At 56.2% G+C, this 23,369-nt stretch carries 21 protein-coding genes and 1 pseudogene; 5 read left to right on the forward strand and 17 right to left on the reverse strand.

Annotation, left to right across the window (positions count from 1 at the left end; genetic code table 11):
- Positions 1-41 precede the first annotated feature (41 nt).
- The 11 genes and pseudogenes from F0319_RS11520 to F0319_RS11575 form a co-directional block, all read right to left on the reverse strand.
- Positions 42-1,043, reverse strand: a complete 1,002-nt coding sequence (locus F0319_RS11520) for a Kdo(2)-lipid IV(A) acyltransferase (protein ID WP_149366983.1) — start codon at positions 1,041-1,043, stop codon at positions 42-44.
- A 192-nt stretch (positions 1,044-1,235) separates the two neighbouring features.
- Positions 1,236-1,466, reverse strand: a complete 231-nt coding sequence (gene pptA / locus F0319_RS11525; protein ID WP_023311964.1) for a tautomerase PptA — start codon at positions 1,464-1,466, stop codon at positions 1,236-1,238.
- 37 nt (positions 1,467-1,503) lie between these two features.
- The gene (locus F0319_RS11530; RefSeq protein WP_111963652.1) at positions 1,504-2,121 is read right to left on the reverse strand and encodes a glutathione S-transferase family protein; all 618 of its coding nucleotides are present in this window, start codon (positions 2,119-2,121) and stop codon (positions 1,504-1,506) included.
- 41 nt (positions 2,122-2,162) lie between these two features.
- On the reverse strand, positions 2,163-3,050 hold the full coding sequence (locus F0319_RS11535) for a transporter substrate-binding domain-containing protein (RefSeq protein WP_149366984.1): 888 nt from the start codon (positions 3,048-3,050) through the stop codon (positions 2,163-2,165).
- Between the two features lie 9 nt (positions 3,051-3,059).
- Positions 3,060-3,833: an amino acid ABC transporter ATP-binding protein gene (locus F0319_RS11540; protein ID WP_023311967.1), complete on the reverse strand. Its 774-nt coding sequence runs from the start codon at positions 3,831-3,833 to the stop codon at positions 3,060-3,062.
- A complete protein-coding gene (locus F0319_RS11545) occupies positions 3,817-4,743 on the reverse strand; it encodes an amino acid ABC transporter permease (RefSeq protein WP_111963654.1) in 927 nt (308 codons plus the stop codon). The genes F0319_RS11540 and F0319_RS11545 overlap by 17 nt, the downstream gene beginning before the upstream one ends.
- Positions 4,744-4,752: 9 nt before the next feature.
- Entirely contained in the window at positions 4,753-5,262 is a 510-nt protein-coding gene (locus tag F0319_RS11550; RefSeq protein WP_111963655.1) for a GNAT family N-acetyltransferase, read from the reverse strand.
- 9 nt (positions 5,263-5,271) lie between these two features.
- A pseudogene (locus tag F0319_RS22345) lies at positions 5,272-7,535 on the reverse strand (NtaA/DmoA family FMN-dependent monooxygenase).
- Between the two features lie 16 nt (positions 7,536-7,551).
- A complete protein-coding gene (locus F0319_RS11565) occupies positions 7,552-8,673 on the reverse strand; it encodes an amidohydrolase (protein WP_111963658.1) in 1,122 nt (373 codons plus the stop codon).
- On the reverse strand, positions 8,670-9,671 hold the full coding sequence (locus tag F0319_RS11570) for an LLM class flavin-dependent oxidoreductase (protein ID WP_111963659.1): 1,002 nt from the start codon (positions 9,669-9,671) through the stop codon (positions 8,670-8,672). The genes F0319_RS11565 and F0319_RS11570 overlap by 4 nt, the downstream gene beginning before the upstream one ends.
- A gap of 110 nt (positions 9,672-9,781) precedes the next feature.
- On the reverse strand, positions 9,782-10,321 hold the full coding sequence (locus F0319_RS11575) for an AAA family ATPase (RefSeq protein WP_115875251.1): 540 nt from the start codon (positions 10,319-10,321) through the stop codon (positions 9,782-9,784).
- A 344-nt stretch (positions 10,322-10,665) separates the two neighbouring features.
- On the opposite strand from F0319_RS11575, the gene F0319_RS11580 reads away from it, so the two are divergent.
- Entirely contained in the window at positions 10,666-12,201 is a 1,536-nt protein-coding gene (locus tag F0319_RS11580; RefSeq protein WP_111963661.1) for a methyl-accepting chemotaxis protein, read from the forward strand.
- Positions 12,202-12,636: 435 nt separating this feature from the next.
- On the forward strand, positions 12,637-14,133 hold the full coding sequence (gene ansP / locus F0319_RS11585; protein ID WP_111963662.1) for an L-asparagine permease: 1,497 nt from the start codon (positions 12,637-12,639) through the stop codon (positions 14,131-14,133).
- Positions 14,134-14,184: 51 nt separating this feature from the next.
- Here ansP and yncE read toward each other — a convergent pair whose 3' ends face one another.
- The gene (gene yncE / locus F0319_RS11590) at positions 14,185-15,246 is read right to left on the reverse strand and encodes a 7-bladed beta-propeller protein YncE (RefSeq protein WP_111963663.1); all 1,062 of its coding nucleotides are present in this window, start codon (positions 15,244-15,246) and stop codon (positions 14,185-14,187) included.
- Between the two features lie 242 nt (positions 15,247-15,488).
- Between yncE and pqqU the strand changes: the two genes are divergently transcribed.
- Positions 15,489-17,603: a TonB-dependent receptor PqqU gene (gene pqqU, locus F0319_RS11595; protein WP_149366985.1), complete on the forward strand. Its 2,115-nt coding sequence runs from the start codon at positions 15,489-15,491 to the stop codon at positions 17,601-17,603.
- 119 nt (positions 17,604-17,722) lie between these two features.
- Here pqqU and F0319_RS11600 read toward each other — a convergent pair whose 3' ends face one another.
- From F0319_RS11600 to F0319_RS11610, 3 genes are all read right to left on the reverse strand, one after another.
- Positions 17,723-18,391, reverse strand: coding sequence for a GntR family transcriptional regulator (locus F0319_RS11600; protein WP_111963665.1), 669 nt, complete (start codon positions 18,389-18,391; stop codon positions 17,723-17,725).
- 254 nt (positions 18,392-18,645) lie between these two features.
- Entirely contained in the window at positions 18,646-19,686 is a 1,041-nt protein-coding gene (locus F0319_RS11605) for an NADP-dependent oxidoreductase (protein ID WP_149366986.1), read from the reverse strand.
- A 65-nt stretch (positions 19,687-19,751) separates the two neighbouring features.
- A complete protein-coding gene (locus F0319_RS11610) occupies positions 19,752-20,327 on the reverse strand; it encodes a helix-turn-helix domain-containing protein (protein ID WP_008501301.1) in 576 nt (191 codons plus the stop codon).
- Between the two features lie 148 nt (positions 20,328-20,475).
- Here F0319_RS11610 and F0319_RS11615 point away from each other — a divergent pair, with 148 nt between their 5' ends.
- The gene (locus F0319_RS11615) at positions 20,476-20,994 is read left to right on the forward strand and encodes a GNAT family N-acetyltransferase (protein ID WP_149366987.1); all 519 of its coding nucleotides are present in this window, start codon (positions 20,476-20,478) and stop codon (positions 20,992-20,994) included.
- The gene (locus tag F0319_RS11620; RefSeq protein ID WP_032656841.1) at positions 20,991-21,440 is read left to right on the forward strand and encodes a DMT family transporter; all 450 of its coding nucleotides are present in this window, start codon (positions 20,991-20,993) and stop codon (positions 21,438-21,440) included. Before F0319_RS11615 ends, F0319_RS11620 begins: the two co-directional genes overlap by 4 nt.
- A gap of 3 nt (positions 21,441-21,443) precedes the next feature.
- Here the strand turns inward: F0319_RS11620 and F0319_RS11625 are convergent, their stop codons facing one another.
- Together F0319_RS11625 and F0319_RS11630 are read right to left on the reverse strand one after the other, a co-directional pair.
- Positions 21,444-21,677 (reverse strand): YdcY family protein, encoded by a 234-nt coding sequence (locus F0319_RS11625; protein ID WP_115875267.1) that lies wholly within the window; start codon positions 21,675-21,677, stop codon positions 21,444-21,446.
- Positions 21,678-21,726: 49 nt separating this feature from the next.
- Positions 21,727-23,325: an ABC transporter substrate-binding protein gene (locus tag F0319_RS11630; RefSeq protein ID WP_149366988.1), complete on the reverse strand. Its 1,599-nt coding sequence runs from the start codon at positions 23,323-23,325 to the stop codon at positions 21,727-21,729.
- Between the last annotated feature and the right edge of the window lie 44 nt (positions 23,326-23,369).

Genomic DNA, 23,369 nt, shown 5'->3' on the forward strand with positions numbered 1-23,369 from the left:
TGGTCATGCCCTCACCGCAGGGTGAGGGCATTGCTGAGGGTTTAGTGCTGTACGCCTGAGCGGTCAGAAAATTCGCTGGCGGAGAGAATATCACCCCGTGTTGCCGCCTGTTTCTGGCGAGCATAACGGTCAGGTACCCCTTCAGGTCGCGTTTTGAAGCGACGGTGCAGCCACATATATTGTTCAGGCGCCATGCGTACGGCCTGCTCAATTGCCTTGTTCATCTGCGTCGCCACGACTTCTTTATCGCCGCCCTGCAACGCCTCACTGATATCTTCCAGGATGATCAGCTCGTAACCGGTGCCGTCCGCCCTGCGCCGCGGCACAAAGGGTATGACGGCAGGGTTAGCGCTTTTGACCAGCATATAGCTGCCCGCCGTCGTCGCGGCATCCGGCACCGCGAAGAACGGCACAAACACGCTGTTGGTTTTGCCATAGTCGTGGTCCGGGGCGTACCACAAAATTTCATTCTGCTTCAGCGAACGGATCATTCCCTTTAAATCATGGCGATCGAGCATGGTTTTGTTGGAGCGCAGGCGCCCGCGCGTCTGAAGCCAGTCCAGCAGGGCATTATTATTAGGACGATAAACCCCGATACCGGGGTTAAGCATGCCGAATATCCGCGCGCCCAGCTCAAGCGTCAGAAAATGCATTCCCACCAGCACCACGCCCTTTCCTTGCGCTCTGGCTTTCTCCATATGCTCATAACCCGTCACGGTAAAGCATTTCCGCACTCGCCATGCAGGCCAGAACCACGCCATCCCGGTTTCGATTACCCCCATTCCTACCGATTCAAAATTACGCTGCAGCAATGACTCTCTCTCCGCCTTTTTCATCTCCGGGAAACAGAGCTCCAGGTTGCGGCGTGCAATCTCGACGCGGCGCGGAAGCAGGCGCATCGCCAGTCTACCCAGGCCATTACCGATTCTGAACAGAAGCGGATAAGGGAGCAGCATGATGAGCCACAGTGCCGCAATGCCGGCCCAGCTTAGCCAGTAACGGGGATGAAGAAAGGCGAGTGAAAAACGGGGTAATTTTGTCATCAGAAAATTATCCTTTAACGTGTCTGTCCTTAATTGATTCTGTTGGAGATCTTTCCTAAGGATGTATGAAATGTCAGCCAGAAACGTAAAGTGTAACGGATAAGACAAAACGCATTTTTATCGATTTTTGCGAAAAAGCGGGAAGATGAGAGGGGAAAAACCGGGGAGAGAGTTTCCCCCCGGCAGTTGCGCTTACATTGAATAGCCTGGCTTTTTGATTAGTTCGTCCAGCTTCGGTCCTATTTCGGTATCCCAGACCTGCGCCTTCCAGTCCTCCTGGTTCACCTGATTCAACGCAACGGACACGGAACTGTCTTTGCTGTTGAAATGGCGAATGATGACCTCAGCAATATCCTCGGCCAGGGCAGCTTTTTGTTCGTCGTTCAAATCACGGGGAAAACATTTGATATCTACGTGTGGCATGTGCAGGCTTCCGGTTGTGAATGTGGGTTCCACGTTATCAGATAATATTATTTGCCTTTAACACCTTGTGCAGTTCCGGCAGCTGACATACGGTGTCCGCAATCGCCGTGAATTTAGGGGTGTTCTCGGCAAACCAGGCGTGACGAGGCCCCCAGGTGCGCGCCACCGCAATATAAACATCCAGCAGCGTCAGCCTTTCCCCCAGCGCGAACGGGGCAGCCTTGAGCTGGCTTTCGAACCACAAATAGAGGGACTTCCGGTATTCGATGCAGTTTTTCTGCAGCTGTTCGGGCGCATCCGGCACCCAGCGTTCGGGATAGTCCGCATACGTAAACGTGGGGTAGACGTTGGCCACAAACCAGATGAGCAAACGCTGAAACTGCTGGCGTTCGGCCTGCCCCACGGGCGGCGCGAGATCGGGACATCTGTCGAGCACCATCAGGGCAATCGCCGCCGTTTCGGTCATGATGGCGCCATTTTCGAGCTCCAGCGTAGGTACCTGACACAGCGGGTTGAGCTTTTGCAGTAATTCACGCTGCGGACCGGGCTGGTCAAACCCGTCAACGTTGATAAATTGATAAGGGATATCAGCCAGGGTCAGCATCACTTCACCGATCGCCGAGCCCCAGCCGGGTACGCCATAGAGTTTAATCATGTTGCCCCCTCGGGAATGAAAACCCTAAGTGTAGAGTACCCTTAGTAGGTTATCCCAGGCGGGTTGACCTCCGATTGCGCCACCGCTTCGCCCTGCTCGCCCCAGCGCGCCAGCACCTTCTGGTACTCTCCGCGCTTAATCGCGCCGTCCAGCGCGGCCTGCAGCGCGTAAACCAGCTCATTGCCCTTTTTAGTGGTCGTGGCAACAAACGCCTTCTTTGGCCCTAACCCCACGACGCGGGTTTTGCCGGTGAGCGCGGCTTTCCAGGATGAAACCGACTGAGGGCCAAAGAACACATCTGCCCTGCCGGACTGGATATAGAGATTGCCCGAGGCATCGTCGTGGAGATAGACCGGCAGCGCGGGCGCCCGCCCCGCCTTTTTGTTCTCTTCGTTCCAGCCCAGCAGGATGCGCTCCTGATTGGTGCCAGAGCCAACAATCACCCTTTTCCCGGCCAGATCTGCCGCGCTTTTGATTGACTGAATATCGCTGGTGGATTTCACTGAAAACGCCAGCGAATCGACGCGATAGGTCGCAAAATCAAACTTCTCTTTACGCTGTTCGGTCACCGCAATGTTCACCAGCGCCACGTCGTAGCGCCCGGAAGCGATCCCCAGCGGCCAGTCTTCCCATGCCGTCGGCACCAGCTTTAGCTTCAGCCCCAGGCTGCCCGCCAGCAGGCGGGCGATATCCGGGTCGCTGCCAATCCGCGTGCGGTTATCGCTGGCCAGCAGCGCCAGCGGCGGGGGGGTCAGCATCGAGACGGCGACCGTCAGCGTACCCGGCTCAACGAATTTATAACCGGCGGGGATCTTCGCCACGGCCTGCCGATCCACCGTCACCGGCAGCGGCTGCTCGTTGGCTTTCAGATCGATGCTGGCGTGGCTCGCCGTCGTAAAAAGTAGCCCCGCCAGAAGTCCGTATTTCATCTGCGCTCCTTACAGCACTTTTGACAAGAACTGGCGCGTTCGCGCGTGTGACGGACGGTTTAACACCTCGTCACTGCTGCCCTGCTCGACAATTTTTCCGTCGACCATAAACACCACCTGATCCGCCACTTCCCGGGCAAAGCCGATCTCGTGAGTGACCACCACCAGCGTAGTGCCGGAGCGGGCCAGTTTTTTGATAACATCCAGCACTTCCCCCACCAGCTCCGGATCCAGCGCCGAGGTGGGTTCATCAAACAGCATCACGCGTGGACGTAACGCCAGCGCGCGGGCAATGGCAATACGCTGCTGTTGCCCGCCGGAAAGATGCCGGGACCAGGCATCGGCTTTATCCCGCAGTCCGACCACATCCAGCAGGCTGTACGCTCTTTCCACCGCCTCTTTTTTACTGAGCTTTTTATGCGCGATGGGCGCCTCAATCAGGTTTTCCAGCACCGTGAGGTGCGGAAAGAGGTTGAAGTTCTGAAAAACATAGCCCACGTTGACGCGCTGCTTGAGGATCTCTTTCTCCTTCAGCTCGTAGAGCTTGTCGCCCTGACGACGGTAGCCAATGTAGTCCCCGTCAATCTGAATAAAGCCTTCGTCGACGCGCTCCAGATGGTTAATGGTGCGCAGCAGCGTCGATTTGCCCGACCCGGACGGCCCGAGAATAACCGTCACGGAACCGGGCGGGATCTCAAGCGAAACGTTGTCGAGCGCTTTATGGCGTCCAAAATACTTGCTGACGCCGGTAATGGAGATATGTCCTTCAGGAGAGGCTTGCATGGATAGGCTCCTGTGCTGTCGTGGTGGTGACGGAACGGGTACGACGAGCGGCACGATTCTGATTAACCGCAGAGCGGCGTTCGCTGCGGGCAAGCGCGCGTTCAACACCGTACTGGATAGCGGACAGGACGGTGGTGATCGCCAGGTACCACGCGGCACCGACCATCAGCAGCGGGATCACCTCCTGCGTGCGGTTGTAGATCATCTGGATGGTATAGAACAGTTCCGGCATCGCCAGGACGTACACCATCGCCGTGCCCTTGGCGAGGCTGATGATTTCATTGAAGCCCGACGGCAGAATAGTGCGCAGCGCCTGAGGCAAAATGATGCGGACCGTGCGGCGCCAGGCCGGTAGGCCGAGCGCGGCGGCGGCCTCATACTGCCCGTGATCGACCCCGAGGAATCCGCCGCGAATGATCTCGGCGGTATAGGCGCTCTGCACCAGGGTTAACCCCACCACGGCGGTAGAGAACTGCCCCAGCACGTTGATGGTTTCAAAGCTGCCCCAGGTGATGCCGGTGAACGGCACGCCGAGCGAGAGCGTGTCGTAGAGATAGGAAAAGTTGTACAGGATGATCAGCACGACGATCAGCGGCAGCGAGCGAAACAGCCAGATGTAGGCCCACGCCAGGCTGCTCAGCAGCCAGGAAGAAGAGAGTCTCGCCAGGGCTAGCATGCCGCCAAACACCACGCTCAGCGCGGTACCGATCAGCGTCAGCAACAGGGTCTGCCCGACGCCTTCGAGGATCACCGGGTCGAAGAACCAGCGGGCGAACACCGCCCACTCCCAGCGCGGGTTAAAGGCGACTGACTGAATCACGACCGCCAGGACAAACAGCGCCACCGCGGCGCCGACGGCCCGCAGCGGATAACGCGCCGGGACCACCTTAATGGTTTCAACGTTGCTCATCGTCGTTCCTCATGCGGTTTTACTGAACGCTTCGCGTACCAGCGTTTTCGTGAATCGCAGCCGACCGTCAAACGGAGGCTGGCTGTACTCTTCCGGATCGCGGTTCAGATCGAACTGCGCCTGATAGCCCTGGCTGAGATAGAGCCTGACCGCTTCCGGCTGGCGAAAGCCGGTTGTCAGGTAGATCTGACTGTACCCTGCCAGCACCGCCCTGCGCTCAAGCTCCTGCACCACGCGCCCTGCAAGCCCCTGCTGACGCAGGGTTTTGTCCGTCCAGATGCGTTTGATTTCCGCGGTGCGTTCGTCGAACGGTTTGTACGCGCCGGTGGCAATAATCTTCCCGTCGCGCTCCAGGACGATAAACAGCCCCTGCGGCGCTAAATACCACTCGGTGAGCTCAATTTCCGCATCTTTAGAGAAGTAGTCCCCGTAGCGAGCCGCATATTCCCCGAACAGCCCCTCGATAATGGGCTGAAGCTCGGCATCTTCCGGTGAAACATCACGAAATCGTTCGCTCATCACGCCTCCTTAATCACCCAGGCCTGCCGGGTTCACTTCTGACTGAGGAATGCGCTCAACCCCTTCACCCCAGCGGTTCAGCACTTTGTCGTAATCGCCGTTTTTGATGACGCCATTCAGCGCGGTTTGCACCGGCTCAACCAGCCCGCTGCCTTTCTTCAGCGTCACCGCGATGTGCGCCGCCTTCGGCCAGCCGCCGTCGACGCTACCCACCAGTTTGGTTTTCCCGTTCAGCGCCGCTTTCCATGCGCCAATCACGTTCGGACCAAAGTAGGCATCCGCGCGCCCGGACTGCAGCGCCAGGGTTTGGGCGGCATCGTCTTTGGTATAGATCGGGGTAAAGGGCTTCAGTCCTTTCTTCAGATTTTCAGCATTCCATGCCAGCAGGATGGCCTCCTGATTGGTGCCGGAGCCGACGATAATCCGCAGCCCGGCAATGTCTTCCGCCTTCTGCAGCGACGTAATCGGGCTGGTGGATTTCACATAAAAGCCGAGGGAGTCCTTCCGGTAGGTGGCGAAATCAAACTTCTCTTTACGCTCTTTGGTGACGGTGATGTTGCTGATGGCCGCATCGTATTTCCCGGACGCCACGCCCAGGGGCCAGTCTTCCCAGGAGGTTGGCACCACGTTCAGCTCCAGCCCCAGGCTGTCGGCGACCAGACGGGCGACGTCAACCTCGCTTCCCAGCAGCGTTTTGTTGTCGTCGGAGAAAACCGTCAGCGGCGGTTGATTGAGGCCCGCCACCGCCACGGTAAATTTCCCCGGCACGGCAAAGCGATAGTCTTTCGGCAGCTGTGCCACCGCATCATTGTTTTTGGCGGTATTAATCGGCGTTTTATTGGCCTCAATGCTCACGCCGGTGCCGTTAATATTGACGTTCTCTGCCCAGACGGCAGGGGTAAAGGCCAGCGCGAGCGCCAGAACAAGCGATGATTTCTGCATAGCGGGGTTCTCTTTTATTGTTGTGTGTACTGGTTTTTCGGTTGGTCTAAGCCAAGGCTTTCGCGCAGCGTGGTGCCCGGGTAGTCGGTACGGAACAGGCCGCGGGCCTGCAGAACAGGTACCACCTGGTCAACAAAGCGCGGGAAGGTGTCCGGCGTGCCGCCCTGAATGATGAAGCCGTCTGCGGCATAGCCTTCGAACCAGGCCTGCAGACCATCGGCTACCTCTTCCGGCGTACCGGAAAAGCGTGGACGAGGCGAAGCGGCTTCAAGGGCCACCTGACGCAGGGTTAAGTTGCGCTCTCGGGCATTACGCTTAATTTCATCGGTGGTGCTGCGGAAGCTGTTTTTGCCTAAGTCGCCGATATCCGGGAACGGCTCGTCGAGCGGATACTGGCTGAAATCGTGATGTTCAAAATAGCGTCCGAGGTAATTGAGGGCGTCGTTAATCGACACCAGCGCCGCCGTGGTCTGGTACTGATTTTCCACGTCATCGGCGTCTTTACCCACAATCACGCTGACGCCCTGGAAAATATGGAGATCCGAGGCGCGGCGGCCGTTTGTTTCCAGCTGCTGTTTTACGTCCTGATAAAAGGCTTTTGCCTCGTCGAAGGTCTCGTGGTGGGTGAAAATGGCGTCGGCATGTTTCGCCGCCAGTTTTTTCCCGTCGTCCGACGCCCCGGCCTGAAAGACAATCGGGCGACCCTGCGGCGTGCGGCCAATATTCAGCGGACCGGCGACCTGGAAGAAGTCACCGTGGTGATCGAGCGTATGCAGTTTGGCCGGGTCAAAAAATTGACCGCTCTCTTTGTTGCGGATAAACGCGTCGCCTTCCCAGGAATCCCACAGCCCTTTCACCACGTCAAGATACTCATCGGCAATGCGATAGCGCAGCGCGTGTTCGGGGTGTTTTTCGCGGGAAAAGTTCTTCGCCGACCCTTCCAGCGGCGAGGTCACCACGTTCCAGCCCGCGCGGCCGTTGCTGAGGTGATCGAGGCTGGCAAACTGGCGCGCCGTGGTAAAGGGCTCGCTGTAGGAGGTGGATAAGGTTCCCACCAGTCCCAGGCGCGAGGTGATGCTGGCCAGTGCGGAAAGCACGGTTAACGGTTCAAAACGATTCAGAAAATGAGGGATCGATTTCTCGTTAATATAGAGACCATCGGCCACAAAGAGAAAATCGAGCTTACCTTCCTCGGCCTTTAACGCCGTCGCTTTCACGAAGTCGAAATTAATACTGGCGTCGGCGATCGCCGCAGGATGGCGCCACGCGGACATATTTCCGGATGCACCATGCAGAATGGTGCCCAGCCGCAGTTGTCGGGTTGCAGACATATTTACCTCTCCTGAATTAAACGTGTTGCAGGGCTTTTTCCGCAAGCTGTGCAAAATAGCGGGCAGCGGGCTCAATCAGTGCTTCATCCGGGTTGAAGGCCGGATGATGTAAACCAAACGGGCTGTTGCTGCCAATGCTGACAAACGCGCCGGGAACTGACTGCAAATAGACCGCAAAATCTTCCCCGCCCATATGCAGCTCGGCGTGCCGGGTTTCGTAGCCTGCTTCTCTGGCGACCGAGGTGGCGAAATCGGCCCAGCGCTCGTCGTTCACCAGCGCGGTGGGCCCGGCATACCAGGTGATATCAATCTGCGCGCTGAAGGCGCTGGCAAACCCGGCGGCGATTTCACCCACGCGGGCTTTCACATTCTGCTGCACTTCCGTGCGATGGGTGCGCAGCGTGCCTTCCAGCTCGACGCTTTCCGGCAGCACGTTCCAGGTGTTACCGCCCGCGATGCGGGTCACGCTCAGCACCACCGAATCCAGCGTGTTGACGTTGCGGCTGGCGACGCTTTGCAGCGCCGTCACCAGCTGGCTTGCCAGCACAATGGCGTCGTTGCCTTCGTGAGGACGCGCGGCGTGCGCGCCTTTACCGGTAATGCGGATCACAAAGCGGTCGACGTTGGCATAGAACGGCCCGCCGCGGGTGGCGAACTCACCGACCGGCAGGCCGGGCTCGTTGTGCATGCCGAAAATCGCGCTGACGTCACGCAGGGCACCGGCGCGCACCATGCTCTTCGCACCGCCAAAGTTCTCTTCGGCAGGCTGAAACAGGATCCGCACCCGGCCGTTTAGCGAAGCTTCCCGCTCTTTCAGCTTTAACGCGGCACCGAGGATAACGCTGGTGTGAATATCGTGTCCGCAGGCGTGCATCACCCCTGCACGCTGCGAGCTGAACGGCACGCCGCTGCGCTCTTCTATCGGCAGGGCATCGATATCTGCCCGGAGCGCAACCAGCCTGCTGCCCGTCCCGATTTCCGCCACCAGCCCGGTCGACAGGTCGTAAGGCTGCGGGGCGATCCCGGCATTCGTCAGCCACTGGCGCAGGCGCGCGGTGGTTTCGACCTCCTGGCCGGACAGCTCCGGGTTCTGGTGCAGTTCGCGACGCCAGGCAATCAGCTGTTCGCCAAAGCTCATACGGTGACCTCCTTGTTAAGATGCGCCTCGGCAAGCAGGCGCAGCGACGCGACGCGCGTTGCTCCCTCCGCTACAGGCGTGTCGATGATAAATTCGTCAATGCCCCACTGCTGATGCAGCGCGTTGAGCTGTTCCAGAACCGAATCAGCGGTGCCCGCCAGCAGCGACTGCGCGCGCCGTGCAATGCGCACCGGCTCGCTGCCCGCCTGGCGCGCAAACGCGTAGGCCTGCTCTTCGCTGGCCACGGTGACACGCTGTCCGTTTGCCAGCTCAACGCCCCACACTTCGACCTTCTGCGCCAGCGCGTCTGCTTCGGCCTGCGTCGGCGCGACGATCGCCTGTACCGCCACTATCACGTCCCGCGCGCTGTTCTTACGCCAGGTCGATACCACCTCGCGCAGCAGGTCCGGATCGCCGTTCAGGTGCGCGGCAAACACAAAGTTCCAGTCGAGCCCGGCGGCCAGCAGCGCGCTATCGATACTCGCGCCCAGCAGGAAACCCTCAGCAGGCGACGGCGGCAGCGGCGTGGCGCGGACGGCCTCTTCATTAGACTGATGCTCAGGACGGATCCAGCGATCGAGCTGAGCCAGCTGTTCTGCAAAGCTGCCCTTTTCCTGTTGATTCAGGCCCTGCTGCAGCGCGCGGGTTGAGAGCGGTAATCCGCCGGGGGCTTTCCCGACGCCGAGATCGACGCGGCCAGGCGCCAGCGCGGCCAGCACGTTGAAATTCTCGGCGACTTTATAAGGGCTGTAGTGCTGTAGCATCACGCCGCCAGAGCCAACGCGAATGCGCGTGGTCTGTCCGAGGATCCAGGCAATCAGCAGCTCCGGCGCAGGGCTGGCAAGCTGTGGGGTGTTGTGGTGTTCGGCAATCCAGAAGCGGTGATAGCCCAGATTTTCTGCCTGCTGCGCCAGCGCCAGGGTACGCGCCAGCGCATCGGCAGCCGTTTCGTTTTCAGCGATGGGGCTTTTATCCAGAATGCTGATTCGCCATGACATGTTGCGTTCTCGTTTGACTTAACATGTCGACATTATTAAAGGCGCATTTCACCACTGAGAAACAATTAATTTACATTTAGTTTGCCGGAAATCAGATATATAAAACCATGCTAAGAATAAGACTTTAAGGAGGCGATCAGCGTTTCCACCTGCTCCCGACGGGTAATGCGGACGAAGCGAATATGGCTGTATTGCGGGTTTTGCAGATCGGCTTCATAGCGCGTGCGGTTATTACGCCAGGTTTTGATCGTCCAGATGATAATGGATTCTCTGCTGAAGAACGCGCGCCGGAAACTCTCTTTATTTCCCGTTCCGGGCCAAAGCTCGTGTTTATGCCAGGCCCGTTTTATTGCTCGGGTGACCGCCTGCCTGAGGGTGCGGGCAAACCCATAATCCACCCACACCACCACATCTACATTGCGCCATTTCACCGGTCGCGTACGGTTGTAGTTTCCGTCGAGCACCCAGTCTGGCGAAGCCTGTAGCGCCTGCTCCAGCTTTTCTTGAAACTCATCGTCCGGCGTGCCCTGCCAGTCAGCCTGCCAGTAGAGTCTGTCCATCTCGATACAGGGAATAGACAGCGCGGTCGCAATCTGCTTCGCCAGCGTGCTTTTTCCGCTCCCGCTGGTTCCGATGACGTTAATTTTCACCTCCGCCTCACTGTGTTAACGAAAACTGACCAAATGATAGCGTTTTCATCCTGTTAACGAAACGCTATTTCAGCATGACAATTTTTCCACAGTGACGATCTCCCTCTTGCAGTTTGGGTTATGTCATTTATTTGCATCGCCATCCCAAAATGCCCCTGAAAATATTTTCATTTTTATTACATCCGACAAAATTAACAGATTAAAAATAATGAACAGTGGGTATTTCAGGCAGTCAAAATTTCAGAGAGAATAAGCAGAAGACAGTTATAAAAAATAATCACACTCATCTTGCCGGAGCGTTTTCCGGATGTTTTTTATTCTTGCACATCATCATGGAGTTACTCATGAGGCGTAACACTCCCGTTACACAAAACGAGTATTTACTTAACGATGGTTCGACGTTAATGTCGACCACCGATACAAAAAGTCATATTACCTACGCTAATTCCGCTTTTATTGAAGCCAGCGGATATAAAGAAGAGCATCTTTTGGGCGAGCCGCATAACCTCATCCGCCATCCCGACATGCCTGCCGAAGCGTTTGGCGACATGTGGTTTACCCTGCAGCAAGGTGAGACCTGGACCGGGCTGGTGAAGAATCGTCGTAATAATGGCGATCACTACTGGGTGCGAGCAAACGTGACGCCGGTCTGGCAGGGCGGATCCCTGACGGGCTATATTTCCGTGCGAAATAAACCCACACGCGAGGAGATTGCGACCAGTGAAAAACTCTATACAAAAGTGCGTAATAACGAATTAAAACATTACCGTTTTTATAAAGGATTGCTGGTTCGACGCGGTTTATTTTCATTTATCTCGCTCTTTAAATGTCTCAGCACCCGTAAACGAATCCATCTTGGTATTGCGACGACGGCGTTACTCTCCTGTCTGGCCGTGTATTTATTTCCTGATAAATTTGTGCAATCGGCAAGTCTGGTGCTGCTGTTTACTTCCCTGGGTTATTATCTTCATGCGCAGATCGCCAGTCCGTTAAAATCCATTGTGCAACAGATGCAGCGCGTGGTTTCAGGACGTAAAACGGACTATTACCATTTTGACAGGATCGATGACATCGGGCTGATGATGCGCCTGGTGAATCAATCAGGTTTGAACCTGAATTCGCTGGTTGACGATGTCGGGGCGCAAATCAGCGGAATTAGCACCATCAGCCAGCAGGTTGCCAAAGAAGGTGCGGCGCTACAGACGCGCTCTGAAGAAACAGCAGACTTTCTGCAGCAAACCGCGTCGGCAGTAGAAGAGATTGCCAGCGCGGTGAAGCAGACGGCCGAAACCGCGAACGAGGCGATCCAGATGGCCGATCGCACCAGCGACAGCGCACACCGCGGTGAAGCGATGATGAAAGAGACCATCGGTATGATGCAGTCCGTGTCGCAGGATAACAGCCAGATCGTTGATATTATCAGCGTTATCGATCGCATTGCCTTCCAGACTAACATTCTTGCGCTGAACGCTGCCGTTGAAGCGGCGCGTGCGGGTGAAGCCGGGCGCGGTTTTGCCGTGGTGGCGGCTGAAGTGCGTAATCTTGCGCAGCACTCCGCGACGGCGGCAAAAGAGATCAAAGCGCTGATCGAGAAAAACGTCGCCAGCGTCAACGCTGGCGTGGAGAAAGTGGAACAGACCGAAACGCAGCTGACGGTTATGATCGACAACGTGCTGCGTGTCTCCTCCCTGATTAAGGAGATCGGCCACGCCACGCAGGAGCAAACCCAGGCGCTGACGCTCATCAACGCATCCATCTCCCGTATCGGTGCAATGACCCACAACAATACGGGGATGGTGGATAACGTCACTCACGCCGCGAATCACCTGACGGAGCGCACGACGCGCCTTAAGCAGGCGATTGCCGTTTTTGGCGGTTAGCCGTTCGGGGTCTGTGAAGCCTGAGATTATTTTTGTGCGTTATCGAAGATCCGTCACCCGCCTGTTACCGTTTCATGTTAACGGCGGGTGCTCTGAGGTAACCCCAATTTATACCATCTGGTAATAATTAAGATATTCTGATGATTAAATAATCAACCTCGCGATTGTTTTGACTAAAAACTCATCACGATTCAGCGTGTTGTGATCCCCGTCTGCTCTGACCACACGATTTCCTTCGACGTGCATCACTTTCGGCACGGTTATATTTTGCGTCGCTTATGAATTGCAGGTAGGATGCCTCGCCATGTTTCGCCTTATCCATACGCAGAATGACTGGGAAGGCGACATGTGTTTGCGCAGAAGCAATCGTTTGTATTGCGCTCTGCCAGGCAGGACTATCACGATAATGGTTCAGACAGGCAAACAGGTAACTCAATGAAAACAAGCAATAAAAGCGCAGCCGATCATCACGCTGCTAAACGTCGCTGGTTGAACTCCCACGAAGAGGGCTACCACAAAGCGATGGGCAACCGTCAGGTTCAAATGATCGCCATCGGCGGCGCTATCGGAACGGGTCTGTTTTTAGGTGCTGGTGCACGCCTGCAGATGGCTGGCCCGGCTCTCGCCCTGGTCTATCTGGTGTGCGGGATCTTCTCTTTCTTCATTCTACGCGCGCTGGGCGAGCTGGTACTGCATCGCCCTTCCAGCGGCAGCTTCGTCTCTTATGCCCGTGAATTCCTCGGTGAAAAAGCCGCTTACGTTGCGGGCTGGATGTACTTCGTCAACTGGGCAATGACCGGTATCGTCGATATCACCGCCGTAGCGCTGTATATGCACTACTGGGGCGCGTTTGGCGATGTGCCACAGTGGGTCTTTGCGCTTGGCGCGCTGGCGATTGTCGGCACCATGAACATGATCGGCGTGAAGTGGTTCGCGGAGATGGAGTTCTGGTTTGCGCTGGTAAAAGTACTGGCCATAGTGGTGTTCCTGGTCGTGGGTACCGTCTTCCTCGGCAGCGGTAAGCCGCTGGACGGCAATGCCACCGGCTTCCACCTGATAACCGATAACGGTGGATTCTTCCCGCACGGTCTGCTGCCTGCGCTGGTGCTGGTTCAGGGCGTCGTGTTCGCCTTCGCCTCTATCGAACTGGTGGGTACCGCAGCTGGGGAATGTAAAGACCCGCAGACCATGGTGCCAAAAGCCATTAATAGCGTGATCTGGCGTATCGGTCTGTTCTACGTCGGTTCAGTGGTGCTGCTGGTTCTGCTGCTCCCGTGGACTGCCTATCAGGCGGGTCAGAGTCCGTTCGTGACCTTCTTCTCTAAGCTGGGCGTGCCTTACGTTGGCAGCATCATGAACATCGTGGTCCTGACCGCGGCGCTCTCCAGCCTGAACTCCGGCCTTTACTCTACCGGTCGTATCCTGCGCTCCATGTCGATGGGCGGTTCTGCGCCGAAATTCATGTCGAAGATGAGCAAGCAGCACGTGCCGTACGCCGGTATTCTGGCGACGCTGGTAGTGTACGTATTCGGCGTATTCCTGAACTATCTGGTACCGTCTCAGGTATTCGAAATCGTTCTGAACGTGGCGGCACTCGGGATTATCGCGTCCTGGGGCTTTATCGTGGTCTGCCAGATGCGTCTGCGCAAAGCGATTAAAGAAGGCAAAGCCGCTGACGTCAGCTTTAAGCTGCCTGGCGCGCCGGTGACCTCCTGGCTCACCCTGCTCTTCCTGTTCAGCGTGCTGGTGCTGATGGCGTTCGACTACCCGAACGGCACCTACACCATCGCGACCATTCCGCTGCTGGCCGTGCTGCTTATTGCGGGCTGGTTCGGCGTGCGTAAACGCGTTCATGAAATTCACAGCACCGCGCCGGTTCATCCTGATGATGAAAAACACGACGCGCCGCTGGTGGAAGAAACCTCGCGTTAAGCATCCGGTAAGCATTAAAAAGGGAAGGCAAATGCCTTCCCTTTTTTTATCTTACAGCGCGATACGAATGACATCGTCAGGCTGGGTAGCTTCCTGCTGGCGAGTCGATTTTTGCTTCACCGTCACGTACAGGGTTTTGCCATCCGCAGAGAGCGCCAGGCTGTTCGGGTAGACCGGCGTGTCGAACGTTTTAGTCACCTTATACGTTTTCGCATCTATCACGCTCACCTTGCCGGCTTCACGGTGCGTCACATAGGCTTCATTGCGGGCTGGGTTAAACAGGACCGCCAGTGACTCAGGCGCGGATATTTTCTCGATCACGCTACCGTCTTTCAGGCTCACCACCAGCACTTCCGGCTGCTTTGAATCGGTCAGGAACGCGCGCTGCCCGGCAGTGTCGAGGCTCAGGTTCAGGTAGAAGTGCTCTTTCCCGTCATCCTGCACTTTTTTACGGCTCAGGATTTTGTTCGTGGCCGTATCAATGGTTAACAACTCGCCGTCCGCATTCGTGGTGTACAGACGTTTCGCCTGCCCATCCAGCGCCAGGCCGGTGCTGTAAGTACCGGTATTGGCAATGGTCTCTTTTAGCTTCAGCGTGGCGCCATCCACCACCCAAATCACGCTCTCTTTACCGACACCGGTGATGTAAATGGTGTTGCTCGCGTCGTCCGCCACCAGCTGGCGCGGCTGCAGCGGTTTGACGGTTTCGCTGCGTTGACGCCCGTCCAGCACCAGCCGCCCTTTTACGTCACCCGTTTTAGCATCAATCGCGGTTACCGCGCCGTTGATCGTATTGCCGAACCACAGCGTTTGGGTCGCATTGTCAATGGTGGCACCAAAGGGCTTGAGATCGCTATGGATCGCCTGCGTCACGTCCAGCGTGACCGGATCAAGACGGTAGACCACTCCGCCCTTATCGGTTTTACGGCTTTGCGAGGTCGCCACCCACAGCGCATTCTCCTGCTGGCTGACCGCCATTTCATACGCCCCTTTGCCCACCGCTTTACGCAGCACCTCTTCGGCGGCATGCACCTGGAACGTCCCGGCAAGCAGTAAAGTGGCAGACAGCAGTGACAGGCTCAGACGCGGTGAGCACAGATGACGTAAAGACATAACAATTCCTTTTCTGAAAAGTGGGGTTTGGGCTGACATCACTTCCGGCAGACAACGTCATGGCATTGCCTTTTGATAATGAGAATAGTAATCATTAATGTGTTAAATGTGGAGTTTTTCTTTCCCGCTTCGCCTTCCATTAACGCAATGTGCGGTTATAGTTTTCAAAACTTTTACAAAACCTTTAACATATATGGACATGTTCCATTTGGTTCGTTTACATACCACAACCGGTTTTATTCATGAAAATCATTTCTGCCCGTAAGGCTTCTCTCCCGCTGCTGCTGGTTCCTGTTATTTCTGCGCCGCTCACCGCAATGAGCGCGGAAGAACAAACCATGATCGTCAGCGCCACGCCGCAAACCGTATCGGAACTCGATACACCGGCAGCGGTCAGCGTCGTTAATGGCGATGACATGCGCCAGGCCGCGCCGCGCATCAACCTGTCTGAATCCCTTGGCAGCGTACCCGGGCTGCAAATTCAGAACCGTCAGAACTATGCCCAGGACCTCCAGCTTTCGATGCGCGGATTTGGTGCCCGCTCAACGTTTGGCGTGCGCGGTATCCGTATGTATGTCGACGGTATCCCTGCCACCATGCCGGATGGACAGGGCCAGACGTCCAACATCGATCTTTCCAGCGTGGAGAGCGTTGAAGTGCTGCGCGGCCCCTTCTCTGCCCTGTACGGCAACGCCTCCGGCGGCGTGATTAACATCAACACCCAGACCGGTCAGCAGCCGCCGACCATTGAAGCCAGCAGCTATTACGGCAGCTACGGTACCTGGCGCTACGGCATGAAAGCCACCGGCGCGATGGGTGATGGCACCCACGCGGGCGATGTGGATTACACCGTTTCCACCACCCGTTTCACCACCAAAGGTTACCGCGACCACAGCGGCGCACGGAAAAACCTCGCTAACGCCAAACTGGGCGTGCGCATTGACGACGTCAGCAAGCTGACGCTGATTTTCAACAGCGTGGACATGAAGGCCAACGATCCGGGCGGGCTGAGCTATCAGGAGTGGCAGAACAATCCGCGTCAGTCTCCGCGCGGCGACCAGTACAACACCCGCAAGACCATCAAGCAGACCCAGGCCGGTCTGCGCTACGATCGCCAGCTCAGCACTCAGGACGACCTGAGCGTGATGATGTACGCCGGCGAGCGTGAAATGACGCAGTACCAGTCGATTCCGTATCAGCCGCAGCTAAAAGCCTCCCATTCCGGCGGCGTGATTGATATGCAGCGCCACTATCAGGGCGTGGATACCCGCTGGACGCACCGCGGCGAGCTGCTGGTACCGGTGACTTTTACCACCGGTCTGAACTATGAAAACCTGAGTGAAGATCGTCGCGGTTACGAGAACTTCGTGATGAGCAATGGCGTGCCGGACTATGGCGTGAAGGGTGATAAGCGTCGATACGAACGTAACCTGATGTGGAACGTTGACCCTTACCTGCAAACGAGCTGGCAGCTGACGCAGAAACTCTCTGTTGATGCGGGGGTGCGCTACAGTTCGGTCTGGTTTGATTCCAACGATCATTACGTTACGCCGGGCAACGGTGATGACAGCGGTGACGCGAGCTATCACAAATGGCTTCCGGCCGGTTCCGTGAAGTATGCGGTGACGGACGCATGGAACCTCTACGCTGCCGCAGGGCGTGGGTTCGAAACGCCAACCATCAACGAGCTCTCCTATCGCGCCGATAACCAGGGAGGCCTCAACATTGGGCTGCAGCCGTCCACCAACAATACGTATGAAGTGGGCAGCAAAACCCGAATCGGCAACGGCCTGCTGACGGCGGCGCTGTTCCGCACCGATACGGATGACGAGATCGTGGTGGACTCCAGTTCAGGCGGCCGCACAACCTATAAAAATGCCGGGAAAACTCGTCGTCAGGGTGTGGAAGTTTCCCTCGATCAGCAGTTTGCTGAGAACTTGAAGCTGAAGATGGCGTGGACGTATCTGGATGCCACCTACCGGACTAACGTCTGCAGCGACGCAGACTGTAACGGTAACCGGATGCCGGGTATTGCCCGCAATATGGGTTTCGCCTCGTTTGGCTGGCAGCCGGAGGAAGGCTGGTACGCGGGCACGGACGTGCGTTACATGAGCGATATCATGGCCGACGACGAGAATACGGCGAAAGCGCCGTCGTATACGGTGGTCGGGCTGAACACAGGGTACAAATTCAACTACGGCAGCTGGGGCATGGACGTCTTTGGCCGCGTCGATAACCTGTTCGATAAAGAGTACGCGGGCTCGGTTATTGTCAACGAGTCTAACGGTCGTTATTACGAGCCTGCACCTGGCCGTAACTACGGGGTCGGGCTGTCGGTCTCTTATCGCTTCGAGTAAGCTAAAAGAAAAGTTTATTTGATTAATGAAATAACGCTCCTGATGGCAATAAACCATCAGGAGTTATTCACCGGATAAATAATTAGGTGCGAAATATAGTCGCCCTGCTAAATAATCTCTTAGTTAAAATATTGTCGCTGTAAAAGCAAATTCGCTTCATCAATCACCTTATCAATCGCCTTCTGGCAGGCAACAACATCTCTTCTCTCAAGGGCGGAAAGGAGTTCGTCATAGTGATATGTCGAGGCTTTGATATCGTTAAGCTCCTGATGCAGATAGTTCATACAGGGCCCGATGCGCACCCAGAGCTGCTCAATTAATGCATTAAGCGTAGGCATTTCCGCATACTGATACAGCGTAAACCGGAAGACGCGATTCGCATGCAACGCCTGCTGGACGTTCCCGTTGCGCATGGCCTCATGGAAGGCCTCCGACAATTTGCGCAACGCCTCCAGTTTGCTATCAGACATATTCCGACAGGCTGCGGCAACCGCCATTGGCTCAAGCTGTTTTCTTATGGCGTTAATCTCGTTATAGCGCTCCAGCGTAACCTCCGGGACCAGAAATGCCTGCGCGGGCGTGGCGTGTAATGCCCCTGATGACACCAGGCGCAAAAGCGCCTCGCGAACAGGGGTAATACTGGTTCCTAATTTATCGGCAATTTCTTTCGTAATCAGTCGTGCCCCAGGTTTGAGTGAGCCTGTAATTAACGCTCCTTTCAAACTGAGTTCAACTTGCATAGTAAGACTGACCCTTTGGGCTTTTTCTAAGTGATCCAAATCAAGCATGTGGAATTCCTGTAGCTAAAACTTAATGCTATTTTTAAACGCCAGTTTTAATAAAACGGCGCTGGTCCGATATATCCTGTATCGTCATGCCTGGTGGTGGGAGTACGTAAAAACAGCAAAAAAAGCAAATTTTGTTTTTTTATCGTTTTCGGGCTCATCCGGGATGATGGCGCGAAAAGCTATGTCCAGTAATTAAAGACAATATATCGTATCTTCACAAATAAATAGGGCGGGAACCCCCGCCATATTGCTGTTTATTTATTGTCACTCGCGACGCGAATCACGACTTTGCCGAAGTTTCGTCCTTCCAGCAGGCCAATCAGCGCCTCGGGGGCGTTCTCCAGCCCGTCCGTTACCTGTTCGCGATAGTGGATTTTCCCCTCCTGCACCCAGCGCCCCATCTCTTCCTGGAACTCCTTAATGCGGTGCCCGTAATCCTGTCCGATGATAAAGCCCTGCATACGAATGCGTTTCTTCAGGATGGTCGCCATCAGAAGCGGCAGGCGATCCGGCCCCTCGGGCAAGCCCGTCGCATTGTAGCCGCTTACCAGACCGCATACCGGCACGCGCGCGGAGGTATTGAGTAACGGCAGCACGGCGTCAAATACTTTTCCGCCGACGTTTTCATAATAGACATCAATTCCTTTCGGGCAGGCGTGCTTCAGCTGGTCGGCAAAATCGGCCGCGTGATGATCCAGACACAGGTCAAACCCCAGAACCTCAACGGCATGGCGGCATTTCTCCGCGCCACCGGCCACACCAACCACCCGACAACCCTTGATTTTGCCGATCTGCCCGACGGTCGCGCCAACCGGACCGGTCGCCGCAGCCACCACCAGCGTTTCACCCGCTTTCGGTTGCCCGATATCCAGTAGCCCCATATAGGCGGTAAAGCCCGGCATACCCAGTATCCCCAGCGACCAGGAAGGATGAGACGGATTTTCGCCCAGCTTCACAAGGCCGCTGCCGTCCGAGAGTTCATACTCCTGCCAGCCGCTGTAGCCCAGCACCCATTCACCCGGTTTGAAATCGGGATGATTTGACTGCTCAACCCGGCTGACCGTTCCTCCCACCATCACCGCACCCAGCTCAACCGGCGGTGAATAGGATGGCGCATCGCTCATGCGCCCCCGCATGTACGGGTCCAGCGACAGCCAGACGGTACGAAGCAAAAGCTGCCCCTCAACAGGGGCTGGAACAAGCTGCGTTTCCAGACGAAAATTTTCCGCCACCGGCGCGCCCTGAGGACGAGAGGCCAGCACCCAGCGGCGATTTTGCGAAACAGGTTGATTCATCAGGATCTCCTTCTGGTACAAATGTTATTACAGCCTGGCTCACGATCGGCGTTATCGCATTAGCATTACGAGCCGGACTGGTTAAGCCGTACAACCAGATAGATGCAGGTTTCATTCGTTTCGTTGATGAACCGGCAGTCATTTGGCGGCCCCAGCTCGAGACAATCTCCGGCGTGCATTTCATGGCGAGTGTCGCCCTCCTGAAACACCAGCTCACCGGACTGGAGCCAGATAAGCTGACGCGCCAGCGCGTAAGAAGAGGCAGGCATCGGAACATCGCTGCCCGCAGGCAGTTCAACCTGAACAAGGTCGATGGGCAGATCGGTGCGGGGAGAAACATGGCGGCGCAGGTAGTGCGTCTGCGGATCTCGCCAGACGGGCTGGTTTGCAAGGCGCAGCAGCTTGCCCTCCTGCATTTCGGCCCGGGCAATCAGCGTTGACATGCTGATGCCAAACGCGCCGGACAGGCGGGCAAGCAAGGTGGCCGTCGGGCTACTGTCTCCGCGTTCAATCTTGTGGATCATGGCGCGGGAGACGCCTGCCCGGTCGGCCAGCTCGCTCAGGGACCACCCGCGAGACTCACGCTCCAGGCGAATTCTTGCGCTAATCCGTTGATTCATCGTGTCTGTTATGGTGTTCATGACGTCATACTATAGTGAATGAAGAGCATTTCAATGGGCTTTTGATAACAAAAAAATATGGCTTATGCCGTAGCGTTCGAGCTATACGGTTGTGTAATATCGTAGCCACAACGTAACACTATAGTGAACAACACACAGAGGTTTAATCATGATCGTTCGTCATGCCTGCAAAGAAGACTGCGCTGCGATAGGAGAGATTTACAACCACGCGGTGCTGCATACTGCCGCGATCTGGAACGATAAAACCGTCGATACCGATAACCGAATCGCCTGGTTTGAGGCACGCACTCTCGCGGGTTACCCGGTTCTGGTAAGCGAAAAAGACGGCGTGATTACCGGCTACGCCTCTTTCGGCGACTGGCGCGCCTTCGACGGTTTTCGTCATACGGTTGAGCACTCGGTCTACATCCACCCGGAACACCAGGGAAAAGGCATTGGCCGCACGCTGATGATCGCGCTGATTAACGAGGCCCGCGCCATCGGTAAACACGTGATGGTGGCCGGGATTGAAGCGCAAAACCATGCCTCGATTCACCTCCACGAAACGCTCGGCTTTGTCACCACGGGGCAGATGCCGCAGGTGGGAACCAAGTTTGGCCGCTGGCTGGACTTAACCTTTATGCAGCTGCAGCTGGACGAGCGCAGCGAACCGGACGCTATCCCATGAATCAGTCGCTGACGCTGGCGTTTCTGGTGGCGGCGGGAATTGGTCTGGTGGTGCAAAACACCTTGATGGTGCGTATCACCCAGTCCTCCTCCACCATTCTCATCGCGATGCTGCTGAACTCCCTGGTCGGCATTGTGCTGTTTGTCAGCATTCTGCTGCTGAAACAGGGCGTCGCCGGATTCAGCGAGCTGGCCGCAACGGTTCGCTGGTGGACGCTTATCCCGGGGCTGCTGGGGTCGTTTTTCGTGTTTGCCAGCATCAGCGGATATCAGAACGTTGGCGCGGCAACGACTATCGCCGTGCTGGTAGCAAGCCAGCTGATTGGCGGGCTGGTGATGGACGTGCTGAGGAGCAATGGCATTCCGCTGCGCGCCCTGATTGGCCCGGTGTGCGGCGCGGTGATGCTGGTGGTCGGAGCCTGGCTGGTGGCGCGACGCCAGTTTTAAACGTTACATTATGGTGCCGCCTTTCGTCAGCTGTTCCTCACGCGCGTCCATCTCCTCTTTATGCTGCTTACCGTGGTGCGAAATCGCGGTGCGCAGACGCTGCTGCTGGGTATAGCGATCTTCACGACTGAGCTCAGCATCATCGCTTAATTCGATCAGCAGTTCATTCATGTGGGTAATCACGCTCTCTTCGATGGCGGCATCGACGCGGGCGATAACTTCATTTAAATGTGACATTGTCACTCCTTGTTATGTGCCCGGTGACGCAGCGCCACCGGGCAAACGATCAGTTCAGCTTCGCCTTAGAGAAATCGCTGCCCATCAGGCTCACGCTGTATCCGGTCACGTTGCTGCGGGTCGCGTAGAACGTTTTCCCGTTGGCCAGCGCGATCCACGGCGCCTGCTGGTAGAAAATCTCCTGCGCCTGGCCGTAAAGTTTCGCGCGCTCGGCCGGGTTACTGGTCAGCTTCGCTTTTTGCACCAGCGCATCATACCCCTTATCGCACCAGCGCGCGGCGTTTGAGCCGGTTTTAATGCTGTTGCAGCCGAGCAACACATCGGCGAAGTTGTCCGGGTCGCCGTTATCGGACATCCAGCCAAACAGCGCGGTGTCATGTTCGCCTTTACGCATTCCGGAGAGATATTCACCCCACTCGTAAGAGACAATTTTGGCTTTAACGCCGACTTTAGCCCAGTCGCTCTGGATCATCTCTGCGATACGACGCGAGTTCGGATTATAAGGACGCTGAACCGGCATTGACCACAGCGTGACTTCCGCGCCCTTCTCAAGACCCGCCTGCTTCAGCAGGGCTTTCGCTTTTTCAGGATCGTAGCTGTAGTCCTTCAGGTCTTTATTGAAGCCCAGCATATTTGGTGGGATCGGCGATTTTGCCACCGTGCCCGATCCCATAAAGACCGCATTAACGATGGCCTTCTTGTCGGTCGCGTAGTTAAGCGCCTGACGCACCAGCACGTTATCGAACGGTTTTTTCTCTGTGTTGAACGCCAGATAACCGACGTTCAGCGCATCGACCGAGTGCAGCGTCAGGTCTTTGTTGTTCTTAATGGCATCAAACTGAACCGGGGATGGCGCAGGAATAATCTGGCACTCGTTGGTCTGCAGCTTCGCCAGGCGGGTTTCTACATTTGGCGTGATGGAGAAGATGAGATGCTTCGTCGGCACTTCGCCTTCCCAGTAGTTCGGGTTCGCGACGTAGCGGATCAGCGAATCTACCTTATACTGCTGCAGGACGTACGGCCCGGTACCAATCGGCCAGGTGTCTACGTTTTCAGGCGTGCCTTTTTTCAGCATCGCGTCGGCGTATTCGGCGGAGAGAATGGAGGCGAAATCCATCCCCCAGTCGGCCAGAAACGCGGCGTTGGGTTCGCTGAGGGTGAACTGAACGTGATAATCGTCGACCTTTTTAACGTCCTGGATCAGCTTATCGAGACCCACATCGTTAAAGTATTCGTAGTTGCCCTGCGACACGTTGTGATATGGGTGTTTAGGGTCTTTCTGACGCATGACCGAGAAAATAACGTCATCGGCGTTAAAGTCGCGCGTCGGTTTGAAATATTTATTGCTGTTGAACTTCACCCCTTTGCGCAAGGCAAAGGTATAAGTCTTGCCGTCCGGCGAGATTGTCCAGGACTCTGCTAGCGACGGCACCGGGGTGTTTTTCACCGGGTCGAAATTGATCAGGCGGTTGTACAGTACCTGAGAACTGGCCACAAAAGACGGGCCAGAGCTGGCGATTTGCGGGTTGAAGGACTCGGGGGACGCTTCAGAACAGTAAATAAGGGTGTCGTTGTTTGCCGCCCATGCGGCACCGGCTGGTAACAGCGCGCTCAGCGCAAGAGCGAGCAGTGTTTTCCCTGTAGACATGGTTATAACCCTGACAGTTTTATTATATAGGACAGTAATAACAG

The sequence above is a fragment of the Enterobacter vonholyi genome (genome assembly GCF_008364555.1).
Classification (GTDB): Bacteria; Pseudomonadota; Gammaproteobacteria; order Enterobacterales; family Enterobacteriaceae; genus Enterobacter; species Enterobacter vonholyi.

What these genes read in the sequence shown, in the direction of transcription:
- F0319_RS11520 (WP_149366983.1), bottom strand. Translation starts at nt 1,043, where the DNA reads ATGACAAAATTACCCCGTTTTTCACTCGCCTTTCTTCATCCCCGTTAC.
- pptA (WP_023311964.1), bottom strand. Translation starts at nt 1,466, where the DNA reads ATGCCACACGTAGATATCAAATGTTTTCCCCGTGATTTGAACGACGAA.
- F0319_RS11530 (WP_111963652.1), bottom strand. Translation starts at nt 2,121, where the DNA reads ATGATTAAACTCTATGGCGTACCCGGCTGGGGCTCGGCGATCGGTGAA.
- F0319_RS11535 (WP_149366984.1), bottom strand. Translation starts at nt 3,050, where the DNA reads ATGAAATACGGACTTCTGGCGGGGCTACTTTTTACGACGGCGAGCCAC.
- F0319_RS11540 (WP_023311967.1), bottom strand. Translation starts at nt 3,833, where the DNA reads ATGCAAGCCTCTCCTGAAGGACATATCTCCATTACCGGCGTCAGCAAG.
- F0319_RS11545 (WP_111963654.1), bottom strand. Translation starts at nt 4,743, where the DNA reads ATGAGCAACGTTGAAACCATTAAGGTGGTCCCGGCGCGTTATCCGCTG.
- F0319_RS11550 (WP_111963655.1), bottom strand. Translation starts at nt 5,262, where the DNA reads ATGAGCGAACGATTTCGTGATGTTTCACCGGAAGATGCCGAGCTTCAG.
- F0319_RS11565 (WP_111963658.1), bottom strand. Translation starts at nt 8,673, where the DNA reads ATGAGCTTTGGCGAACAGCTGATTGCCTGGCGTCGCGAACTGCACCAG.
- F0319_RS11570 (WP_111963659.1), bottom strand. Translation starts at nt 9,671, where the DNA reads ATGTCATGGCGAATCAGCATTCTGGATAAAAGCCCCATCGCTGAAAAC.
- F0319_RS11580 (WP_111963661.1), top strand. Translation starts at nt 10,666, where the DNA reads ATGAGGCGTAACACTCCCGTTACACAAAACGAGTATTTACTTAACGAT.
- ansP (WP_111963662.1), top strand. Translation starts at nt 12,637, where the DNA reads ATGAAAACAAGCAATAAAAGCGCAGCCGATCATCACGCTGCTAAACGT.
- yncE (WP_111963663.1), bottom strand. Translation starts at nt 15,246, where the DNA reads ATGTCTTTACGTCATCTGTGCTCACCGCGTCTGAGCCTGTCACTGCTG.
- pqqU (WP_149366985.1), top strand. Translation starts at nt 15,489, where the DNA reads ATGAAAATCATTTCTGCCCGTAAGGCTTCTCTCCCGCTGCTGCTGGTT.
- F0319_RS11600 (WP_111963665.1), bottom strand. Translation starts at nt 18,391, where the DNA reads ATGCTTGATTTGGATCACTTAGAAAAAGCCCAAAGGGTCAGTCTTACT.
- F0319_RS11605 (WP_149366986.1), bottom strand. Translation starts at nt 19,686, where the DNA reads ATGAATCAACCTGTTTCGCAAAATCGCCGCTGGGTGCTGGCCTCTCGT.
- F0319_RS11610 (WP_008501301.1), bottom strand. Translation starts at nt 20,327, where the DNA reads ATGAACACCATAACAGACACGATGAATCAACGGATTAGCGCAAGAATT.
- F0319_RS11615 (WP_149366987.1), top strand. Translation starts at nt 20,476, where the DNA reads ATGATCGTTCGTCATGCCTGCAAAGAAGACTGCGCTGCGATAGGAGAG.
- F0319_RS11620 (WP_032656841.1), top strand. Translation starts at nt 20,991, where the DNA reads ATGAATCAGTCGCTGACGCTGGCGTTTCTGGTGGCGGCGGGAATTGGT.
- F0319_RS11625 (WP_115875267.1), bottom strand. Translation starts at nt 21,677, where the DNA reads ATGTCACATTTAAATGAAGTTATCGCCCGCGTCGATGCCGCCATCGAA.
- F0319_RS11630 (WP_149366988.1), bottom strand. Translation starts at nt 23,325, where the DNA reads ATGTCTACAGGGAAAACACTGCTCGCTCTTGCGCTGAGCGCGCTGTTA.